Below are 9,204 nucleotides of genomic sequence, written 5' to 3'. Positions count from 1 at the left end.
TTCCATCCGGCCGGTGGGGCGCGGCAGACGGCCGCCATCATTTCTTCGCATGACCGCACCGAAGGACTACGCACGGTGAGCGTGCCGACGCTCGTCATCCACGGCGAAGCGGACCCGCTGGTCGACCAGTCCGGCGGCAAGGCGACCGCCGCGGCCGTCCCGGATTCGGAACTCGTGCTCATTCCGGGCATGGGCCACGACCTGCCGCGCCCGCTCTGGCCGACGTTCGTGGAAAGCATCGTCCGGAACGCGCGGCGCGCCGCCTGACCTTTCGCCATCTGTCGACAGATGGCGAAAGGGTCAACGTAGTGTCAAGAAAAGTGGCGGCGGCGTCCGGAAAGTGTTGACGGTTCTTCAGCGGCGGTGGCGGGTGCGCTCTGCTTGAGAGATGAGGCACACTCGGCTCGACGGTGGATTCGGCTTCCCTCTGGGCTTCGCGGCGGCGGCCACGGCCACCGTGGTCTCGGTCGCCGCCGGGGCCACCGCGCATCACGCCTACTCGCTCGGCGCGCTCATCGTTGTCACCGCGGGTGTTTCGCTGGTGACGCCGATGCGGGTGGCGCTCGGTGTCGCGGCGGTGGCTTGGGCGCTGCATGCCGGATTTGTCCTGGGCCGGTTGGGGGAACTCGTGTTCACCCCGGAATCGGTACGGGCCGCGATGGTGCTGGTTGCGGTCGCGGTGGTCGGTTCCTTTGCTCAGCCCAGGGAACGGCAGGTCGTGAGAGTCGCCGCGCCCGCCGGGTCCGCGTCGGTGGCCGAAGGCACGATCACGAGTTCGTCGACACCCGCGTCGGCATACGCGCTGACGCGGGCCCACAGCTGTTCCTCGGGGCCGACCAGTCCGACGGCCTCGAGGACGTCGATGCCGATCGCGGCCAGCAGCTCACGCGGATGCGGGCTGGTCAGCGCGAAGTCCACAAGGGACCCGAAGCCTTCGGCCCGGAACATGTCCGAATAGCCGGGTGCGGCGAGATAGCCGACCACGCCCCGGCGCAGCTGCTCGACAGCCTCCGGGCCGGGGTTCAGTGCGCCGACGACCCAGGCGGCGACGCGCGGAGGTGTGGTACCGAGCCGGTCCGCTGCCGCGTGCAACCGCCGTACCAGCGTTGCCGCGGTGGCCGGGCTGACCAGGTTGAGCACCATCCGGTCGGCGTGCCGAGCGGCGACCTCGATGGCTTTCGAACCGAACGCGGCGATGGTCAGTGGCGGGTTCGGGGACGCCAGCCGCAGCCGGTATCCCTTGGCGCGCAGCACTTTCCCCTCCAGCTGCGCTTTCTTGCCCGCCAGCAGTTCCCGTACCGCCTGTGCCGACTCGCCGAGCGCGGTCGCGGCGCCGTCGCTGGACCGGCCGTGCCAGTCCCGCACCACGACGTCGCTGGACGTGCCGAGCGCGACACCGGTTTCGCGGCCGGTCAGGGTCGCGACCGAAGCGACGCCCATCGCGATCATCGCCGGGTCACGCACGTTGACCGCCAGCGGCCCGAGGGTCAGGGAGATCTGGTCGGTGATCCCGCCGATGGCCGTGGCGAGCGCGAAAGCATCCCAAGTGGCCATTTCGCCGATCCACAGCTCCGGGTACCCTGCCGCGTCGGCCGCCCACGCCGTGGCCAGTACCTCTTCGGGCGGGCGGTCCTGCCACATTCCCAGTGAAACCGAAAGCCTCACCGCACGCCCCTCGTGACGACGGTCGCGACCACGTTCCTGGCGAAGTCGGTCTGCGCACCTCCGAGTACGTAGACGCTCATGAACCAGCTCCAAACCGTTGGCGCGACTCGCGTTTGAGGATCTTGCCGACCGGATTGCGCGGCAACGCCTCGACTCCGACCGCTCCGGCAGTTTGAACGACGCTACCCGCTGTTCCCGCGGGAAGTCCACCCGTTCGCCGAGTGCCGGCGCGGTCTCCCCCGCGACGCCAGGATGCGCGGCGAGCAGCCTCTCGATCTCGGCGGGCGAGATGTTCATCCCACCACGAATGACCAGATCCTTTGCCCTGTCGACATAACGCAGGAACCGGCCGTCGAGTCCGTCCACCTGGAACACCTCGCCCGTGCGGAAGTAGCCGTCTTCGCCTAACTGTCCACAAGGGACTCCGAGCACTGTTCATCCCCTGACGTTCCGCAGCTGGTCCGCGCGGACCCAGGTGGCGTGGAAACCACGCGGAACCCGGCCACCGACGCCCGCGCTCGCCTTCATCGCCGGCTGGTCCCGCGACGCCCTCTCGCTCACCCATACCGCGTGCTCACAGCCTCTCCGGCCGACGCTGCTCTGCGAAACCTGCGGCAAACCCCTGGGACGCCGCCGTCCACTTCCTCACCCCCCACCGCGTAACACCCCTACCGGACCGTGCAGCACGGCTACGCAGCCGGGAAACACCCGCGCTCCCCGGCTGTGTAGCCGTGCTTCCCGCCTGCGTAGATGTGTTGCACGTGTGTGTGACACGCGCAAAGGGGGCAAATGGATTGGCCTTCCGGGGCCACAACTGACAGGGTGGGTATCGATACACGTCGTAACCTCGGAGGTACCTATGTCTGAACCTGCACCGTCGCCCGAGAGCGGCGAGGAGGACGACGTCAAGCGCAAGTTCCGTGAAGCACTTGAACGTAAGCAGGCGAGTTCCCGGACCGGTTCGGCCCACGAATCGGCCGGCGGCAAGAACCAGCACGCGCACGGCCCGGCCGCCAACAAGCGGACCTTCCGTCGCAAGAGCGGCTGACCTCACCTCGTAACTGGCTGAAGGGACCTTTCGAACCCGGAAGGTCCCTTCAGTCGTTTCTACGGGACGTAGGACTGCAGGTGGTCCACCACGACGAAGGCGCTGGACGGGCTGGCCGCGGCGACGGCGACGCGCAGCGCCTCCAGCTGGCCGGCGTCACACGCGGGTTCGGTGAGCGGGTGGTCGAAGTCGTCCCAGTGCGTCGGCAGGATCGTGGGCGGCTTCCCCAAGGCGTTGAGCATCCGTGCGGTGTAACCGGACACGTTGCCGCCGCCGACCGGCATCAGCAGCACGCTCGGGTTGAGCCCGGCCAGCTCCGACTCGACGAAGTTCGCGCCGCCGAAGTCGAGCACGCTCGCGCCACCACCGGTCACCTGGTAGGCCAGCGTGCCGCCCTCGACCAGGTCCTTGATCACCTTCGGCCGGTCGCGCCGCGAGATCGGCCAGGTACCGGGGAACGCGACCTGCGCGCGCGGGCCCGTCGCCGAATGCAGTGCGGGCACCACCTGGATCGTGTAGCCGTCGAAGGTCAGGAACTCACCGCCGGTGGCGACCGAGAGCTGCGCTTCCGGCGCGCCGAGGGCGAGCATCAGGCTCAGGTGCGTCTCGGTGCCGATCACCGTGGCGCCGGTCTTCTCCGCCAGGTAGGGGACATCGGTCAGGTGGTCGTAATGCCCGTGGGTCACCAGGATGTGGTCCGCGCGCAGCTCACCGCTGTCGACGTAGCCGTCGATGAGCGGCTTGTCCACCTCGATCTTCGTGTTCGGGTTCGCCCCTTCCGGGGTGTAGGTGCCGGTTTTGAACCGGGTCAGCCACGGATCGATGAGGATGGTCTTGGTCTTCTTGCCGTCCGCGCTGGGGACGCGGATCTCCCAGCCGTTGTTCCCCCACCACCGCAGCCACATGGCGGATTTCCCGGGCGTCGCGGCGGCCGGGGCGGCCCCGGCGAGTACCGCGGCGGCCCCGGCGCCCACGCCGAACAGACCGCGCCTGCTGATTCGTTGCTCGTTCACGTCGGCGACCAGACCACAGCTCCGCGACGGCTGTCCAAGACCGGGAGCACCTCTCCGCGATATCGAAACGGATATCGTCGCAGCGTGGACCTACTGCGCTCGTTGCGATATTTCCTCGCCGTCGCCGAAGAACTGCACTTCGGCCGGGCCGCCGAACGCCTCGGCATCGCCCAGCCACCGCTGAGCCAGCGCATCCGGAAGCTCGAAACCGACCTCGGCGCGCGCCTGTTCGACCGCGGCCGGCACGTCGAGCTCACCGAAGCCGGGCAGATCCTCCAGTCGGAGGCACGCGACCTGATCGCGCGGTGGGAACGGACGAAAACGCTCGTCGGCAAGGCTCATCGCGGCGAGACCGACGCGCTGCGGGCCGGGGTGCCGCCCGAGCTGTCCGGGCGGTCGCTGGCGGCGATCCTCGGCGCGTTCGGCGAGGAGTTCCCGGCCGTCCGCCTCGACCTGCAGGAACTCAGCACGACCGAGCAGATCCGGCTGCTCGCTGACAGGCAGCTCGACGCCGGGCTGGTGCAGCATCCCGTCGACGTCGTCGGGCTCGAGCTCGGCCCGGTCGTGGACACCCCGCTCGGCGTGGTCCTCCCCCGCGACTCGCCGCTGGCCAACCGCGCGGAACTGGAACTGGCCGATCTGGCGGGCGAGGGCCTGGTGATCTTCCCGCGCGCCGCGTCCCCCGGGCTCTACGACAGCCTGCTGCGGACCTGCTGGGACCACGGTTTCCGCCCGCCGGCCCCGCAGCACGCACGGAATCCCGAGTTCGTGCTCGGGCTGGTGCTCGCCGGGCACGGGGTCGCCTTCGAACCGTTGGCACGTAAGGAACCCCGCGTGGTGTGGCGGCCGCTGACGCCGGGTTCGCTGAGCGTGCGGATGTCGTTCGCCTGGCCCTCTTCGAGCCCGCATCCGCAGGCCGCGAGGCTCGCCGAGATCGCGACTCGCGTATTGCAGGGCGACGGCGTCACGACGCTGACGCAGCCGGAAGAAGCACTTGCCCGGCCGTGGGACGTCTTCTACGACCGCTGACGCAACTGCTCGACGGCGAACGCCGCCGCCTGCCCGATCGCCCGGTCCACCTGTGGCTGCCGCCCGCCCTTGCGCTCGCCGACGGTGAACACCGCGACGGCGTAATGGGATCCGTCGGCGAAACTCGCCACGCCGACTTCGTTGCGGATCCCCGGCAGGGTCCCGGTTTTCCCCGCGACCTCGACCTCCTCGTCGAAGGCGGCGGTGAGCCGGTGCCAGCTGACCTGCTGCCGCATCAGCTCACGCGTCCGGTGGCACGCCTCGGGCGGCCCGGCCAGGTCACGCCAGAGCAGCGAGAGCAGGCGGGTCATCTCCCGGGGTGTGCTCGCGGTGGTGCTCAACGGATCCAGCGCCCGGACCTCTTTGGCACCTTCGTCCTCGATGATCGTCCGGAGGATGTCCCGGGGAGCGCCGAGGATATGGGTGTCCGGCAGGTCGAGTTCGCGGACGAGCGACCGCACGTTGTCGAGGCCGACGCGGTCGAACAGGAGATCCGCGGCGGTGTTGTCACTGACCGACATCGCGAAGAACGCGGCGTCGCGCAGGCTCAGCTCGATGTCGTCCGCGCAGCCCGCGGTGCCGGTGCCGCCGAGGCGATCCGTCGCGACGATACGGACGCGATCCGTCGGATCCAGCTGACCGGCGGCGACCTGGCGGGCGAATTCGAGGACCAGCGGAAGCTTCACCACCGAGGCGAGCACCACCGGCTCGTCGGGGTCGAGCCCGATCTCGTCCTCGGGCCCGGACGAGATGCGGCGGGCGTGCAGGTAGCCCTGCACGCCCGCCCAATCGAAGAACGACTTGATCGTCACACGCTAAGTTCTACAAGGTCACACCGACAATATTGACCGGAGCCTGCCGACGTTGGCCATCCGGCGCTCGGCGAGCCGGTCAGCCGCTGTGGCCGGGGGAACGCCGTCGGCCTTCGCGAGCGCGTACACGGCCTTCGTGGTGTCGAAGATCGCCGTGGTCTTGCGCTTCGCGCGGGCGAAGTCGAAACCGTGCAGCTCGTCGCTGACCTGGATCACGCCCCCGGCGTTGACCAGGTAGTCGGGCGCGAAGAGGATGCCGCGGTCGTCGAGGGCCTTGTCGACCCCGGGGTACGCGAGCTGGTTGTTCGCGGCGCCACAGACGATCTTGGCGTTGAGCACGGCGACGGTCTCGTCGTCGAGCGCGCCGCCCAGCGCGCACGGCGCGTAGACGTCGATGTCGGACCGGACGAGCGTCGCGGCGTCGGCGACGACCTCGACCCCGGGGTACTGCGCCCGCGTGCGTTCGATGGCGGCCGGCGAGACGTCGCTGATCACGACCTGCGCGCCGGATTCCACGAGATGCCCCACGAGGATGTGCCCGACCTTGCCGACGCCGGCGACACCGATACGGCGGCCCTGCAGCTCGGGTTTGCCCCACACGTGTTCGGCGGACGCGCGCATGCCCTGGAAAACGCCGTACGCGGTCAGCACGGACGAGTCGCCCGCGCCGCCGTCCTCGGGCGAGCGGCCGGTGACGTACTTGCATTCACGGGCGACGATGTCCATGTCCTGGACATAGGTGCCGACGTCGCAGGCGGTGATGTAGCGGCCGGACAGCGACTGCACGAACCGGCCGAAGGCCCGCAGGAGAGGTTCGGATTTGAGGGTGGCCGGGTCGCCGATGATGACGGCCTTGCCGCCGCCGAGGTCGAGTCCGGCGAGCGCGTTCTTGTAGGCCATCCCCTTGGAGAGGGCGAGAACGTCGTTCAGCGCGGCGCTTTCCGACTCGTATGGGTAGAAACGGGTACCGCCCAGTGCCGGGCCGAGAGCCGTCGAGTAGATGCCGATGATCGCCTTGAGCCCGCTGGCGGGATCCTGGCAGAACACGACCTGCTCGTGAACGCTCTCACGGCCGAATACACCTTCGGTCACGGTGGTGACTCCTTTGTCTGCACCGATACGCGGCTCGTGGCGCGCGTCCGGGGTTGGTTTTCCTGGTGAGGCGACTGGGCGGGGAAGGTCGTCCCCCGCGCGGTCACCTCGCCTACGCAACCTAGAGCCCCGGCGCGCGAAAGACCATCTCAACCCGCGTCAATGCTCCGTTGGAGCCGGTACCGCTTGAAACCGAGCGGACGCACTCCCGGAGTATTCAGCACCCGATGCCACTCCGGCGTCTCTACCCGTGCGACACCGGGTGCGCCGGGGTCCTCGACGGCCTTGCGGTGCGCCTCGGCGTCGGTCCAGCCCGCGTAGTTGAGCACCCGCTTGCCGTCGAGGCTGAGGTGGAAGTGGGCGGAGATCCCGCCGGGATGGGGATCTTCGTCGCTGTGCAGCGCGCCGAACACCGAGTCGATCCAGGCCCGCGCGGTTTCGGCGTCGTCGGTTTCGATGTCGATGAAGACGATGCAGCCGGGAACGCGGGCCGGATCGGCTTCGCTGCGGACGAGGCGGTACGCGATGGCGCCGGGGCCGACGTCGGCGTTCTCGGTGGCCCATTGCTCGTAGGTGAGGGCGGTGTCGTCATCCGTGCCGGCGAAGTGGCTGCGGGACAGCAGGCCTTCGGACCACGGAGTCTCCGTGTGGCCCTTGCTGACCACGGCGACTACGGCGTCCGGGCGGGAAAGATCGGGAAGGGTCGACATGTCGGTTCCTCTCGTCGTGAACGCTTACCGGTCCAGCCTTCAACCTCAACTAACGTTCAGGTCAAGTCCGGCCTGGCATCATCGACGGAATGCGCACCGAAGCGGGTTTACATTTCGAACGTGGCGGCACTGGTGAACCGACACTCCTGCTCCTGCACGGCCTCGGGGGCGTGGGAGAAGTCTGGCGAGGTGTCGAGGAACTCCTCACCGAGCGCTGGCCGGGAAGCTGGATCATCCCGGACCTGCCGGGACACGGCCGGTCCGCCGCGAGCGGACGGTATTCGTTCGGCGGGATGACCGCGGCGATCGCCGAGACCATCACGGGCACCGGGCCGGTGGTGGTGCTGGGCCATTCGCTCGGCGGCGTGCTCGGGCTGACCCTGGCCACCGGCTGGTTCGGCGTCCCGGTGGCGGCCGTGTGCGGGCTGGGCATCAAGGTGCAGTGGTCGGCCGCGGAACTCGCCAAGGCCGCCGAAGTCGCCGCGAAACCGGCCCGTGCGTTCGAAACGCGGGACGAAGCCGCGCGGCGATGGCTTCGCGTCGCCGGGCTCGACGAGCTGTGGGCGTTGGACGCACCGGGACTGGGGGCGGCGGTGAGCCGGGCCGGGGACGGGTGGCGGACAACGGCGGACCAGCGGGCCTTCGGCGTCGGCGAGCCGGACGTCGCCGGACTGCTGGCCGTCAGCAACGCGGAGGTGCTGCTGGCCGCGGGCGCCGGGGACCGGATGTGCCCGGCGGAGGATCTCCTTGCGCTACAGGGGGATGCGGTGGTCCTGCCCGGACTGGGGCACAACGCCCATGTCGAAGATCCCAGGGCGGTTTGGTCCTTAGTGGAGCGCCTGCAGTCGGGGATACCTTCCTGAGTCCCGATCACCGCACGTGGGCTATCGTCTCGCACACGCCGGGTGGTGTCCGAACCGCCCGTTGCCAACCACGGAGGCCGAGCAACTGTGACCGAGACGAGCCCGACGGAGCTGCCTGCCGCCTGGCGGAGCACGGCCATCACGGTGGTGATCCCCACCTACAACGAGGCCGACAACCTGCCGGCCGTGATCGCGGCGGTGACGGGGATCGGGCTCGACGGTCTGTCCATTCTGGTGGTCGACGACAACTCGCCGGACGGCACCGGCAAGCTCGCGGACGAACTCGCCGAGGGCTACAACAAGACCCAGGCCGAAAGTGACCGTCCCGGGCGCATGAACGTGCTGCACCGCGCCGAGAAGGACGGCCTCGGGCGTGCCTACATCGCGGGCATGACCCAGGCGCTCGAAGACGGCGCGCAGTACGTCGTGCAGATGGACGCCGACGGCTCGCACCCGTACACCGCCATCCCGGCGATGCTCGGCGCGGCACTCGCCACCGGCGCCGACGTCGTCACCGGTTCCCGGTACGTCAGCGGCGGCAGCGTCGACGCGGACTGGTCGTGGCGCCGCAAAGCGCTGTCGGCGTTCGCGAACTTCTACGTCAACCGGATCCTCCGCACGCGGATCCGGGACGTGACTTCGGGCTTCAACCTGTGGCACCGCGCGACCCTCGAGGCGCTCGACCTGAAGACGATCAAGGGCTCGTCGTATTCGTTCCAGGTGGAGATGAAGTACCGGGCTTCGCAGGATGACAGGGTGCTGCTGGAGATCCCGATCCACTTCGTCGAGCGCGCGGCGGGGAGCTCGAAGATGACGCTCGCCGTGCAACTGGAATCCGCCTGGCGCCCCTGGCGCCTCCTCTTCACCCGCTCCCGCCCGTAACTGCGTAGCTGCCATCTGTCGACAGATGGCGATCTCTCGCGCGCGAGACTTCACACCATGTCGACGTCTTGTCGTATTACCCCAAAGCGG

General features: G+C 69.1%; 11 protein-coding genes. 5 read left to right on the top strand and 6 right to left on the bottom strand.

Annotated elements, in window-relative coordinates:
* The coding region (locus VGP60_RS20015; RefSeq protein WP_327549566.1) for an alpha/beta fold hydrolase at positions 1–267 on the top strand (267 nt) is incomplete at its 5' end.
* A gap of 429 nt (positions 268–696) precedes the next feature.
* Here VGP60_RS20015 and VGP60_RS20010 read toward each other — a convergent pair.
* Positions 697–1,665, bottom strand: a complete 969-nt coding sequence (locus VGP60_RS20010; RefSeq protein WP_327549565.1) for an LLM class F420-dependent oxidoreductase — start codon at positions 1,663–1,665, stop codon at positions 697–699.
* A 435-nt stretch (positions 1,666–2,100) separates the two neighbouring features.
* A complete protein-coding gene (locus VGP60_RS20005) occupies positions 2,101–2,226 on the bottom strand; it encodes a hypothetical protein (RefSeq protein WP_327549564.1) in 126 nt (41 codons plus the stop codon).
* 298 nt (positions 2,227–2,524) lie between these two features.
* Here VGP60_RS20005 and VGP60_RS20000 point away from each other — a divergent pair, with 298 nt between their 5' ends.
* Positions 2,525–2,713 (top strand): DUF5302 domain-containing protein, encoded by a 189-nt coding sequence (locus VGP60_RS20000; RefSeq protein WP_327549563.1) that lies wholly within the window; start codon positions 2,525–2,527, stop codon positions 2,711–2,713.
* A 59-nt stretch (positions 2,714–2,772) separates the two neighbouring features.
* Here VGP60_RS20000 and VGP60_RS19995 read toward each other — a convergent pair whose 3' ends face one another.
* The gene (locus VGP60_RS19995) at positions 2,773–3,726 is read right to left on the bottom strand and encodes an MBL fold metallo-hydrolase (protein ID WP_327549562.1); all 954 of its coding nucleotides are present in this window, start codon (positions 3,724–3,726) and stop codon (positions 2,773–2,775) included.
* 84 nt (positions 3,727–3,810) lie between these two features.
* On the opposite strand from VGP60_RS19995, the gene VGP60_RS19990 reads away from it, so the two are divergent.
* Positions 3,811–4,755 (top strand): LysR family transcriptional regulator, encoded by a 945-nt coding sequence (locus VGP60_RS19990; protein ID WP_327549561.1) that lies wholly within the window; start codon positions 3,811–3,813, stop codon positions 4,753–4,755.
* On the opposite strand, the gene VGP60_RS19985 is transcribed toward VGP60_RS19990, so the two are convergent.
* The 3 genes from VGP60_RS19985 to VGP60_RS19975 form a co-directional block, all read right to left on the bottom strand.
* Positions 4,743–5,567, bottom strand: coding sequence for a serine hydrolase (locus VGP60_RS19985; protein ID WP_327549560.1), 825 nt, complete (start codon positions 5,565–5,567; stop codon positions 4,743–4,745). The two genes, VGP60_RS19990 and VGP60_RS19985, sit on opposite strands and share 13 nt — an antisense overlap.
* A gap of 18 nt (positions 5,568–5,585) precedes the next feature.
* Positions 5,586–6,659: a Glu/Leu/Phe/Val family dehydrogenase gene (locus tag VGP60_RS19980; RefSeq protein ID WP_327549559.1), complete on the bottom strand. Its 1,074-nt coding sequence runs from the start codon at positions 6,657–6,659 to the stop codon at positions 5,586–5,588.
* Between the two features lie 149 nt (positions 6,660–6,808).
* The gene (locus tag VGP60_RS19975) at positions 6,809–7,369 is read right to left on the bottom strand and encodes a hypothetical protein (protein WP_327549558.1); all 561 of its coding nucleotides are present in this window, start codon (positions 7,367–7,369) and stop codon (positions 6,809–6,811) included.
* A gap of 89 nt (positions 7,370–7,458) precedes the next feature.
* On the opposite strand from VGP60_RS19975, the gene VGP60_RS19970 reads away from it, so the two are divergent.
* Positions 7,459–8,232, top strand: coding sequence for an alpha/beta hydrolase (locus tag VGP60_RS19970; protein WP_327549557.1), 774 nt, complete (start codon positions 7,459–7,461; stop codon positions 8,230–8,232).
* An 87-nt stretch (positions 8,233–8,319) separates the two neighbouring features.
* Positions 8,320–9,114 (top strand): polyprenol monophosphomannose synthase, encoded by a 795-nt coding sequence (locus VGP60_RS19965; RefSeq protein WP_327549556.1) that lies wholly within the window; start codon positions 8,320–8,322, stop codon positions 9,112–9,114.
* Positions 9,115–9,204: the final 90 nt, after the last annotated feature.

The sequence above is a fragment of the Amycolatopsis sp. genome (assembly GCF_036008905.1).
GTDB lineage: Bacteria > Actinomycetota > Actinomycetes > Mycobacteriales > Pseudonocardiaceae > Amycolatopsis.
The sequence above is the reverse complement of the archived record's forward strand: the minus strand, read 5'-3'. Positions and strand labels throughout refer to the sequence as shown.

Bases quoted from the DNA above. Each gene is read 5' to 3' on its own strand.
- VGP60_RS19970 (WP_327549557.1), top strand. From the start codon at position 7,459: ATGCGCACCGAAGCGGGTTTACATTTCGAACGTGGCGGCACTGGTGAA.
- VGP60_RS19975 (WP_327549558.1), bottom strand. From the start codon at position 7,369: ATGTCGACCCTTCCCGATCTTTCCCGCCCGGACGCCGTAGTCGCCGTG.
- VGP60_RS20000 (WP_327549563.1), top strand. From the start codon at position 2,525: ATGTCTGAACCTGCACCGTCGCCCGAGAGCGGCGAGGAGGACGACGTC.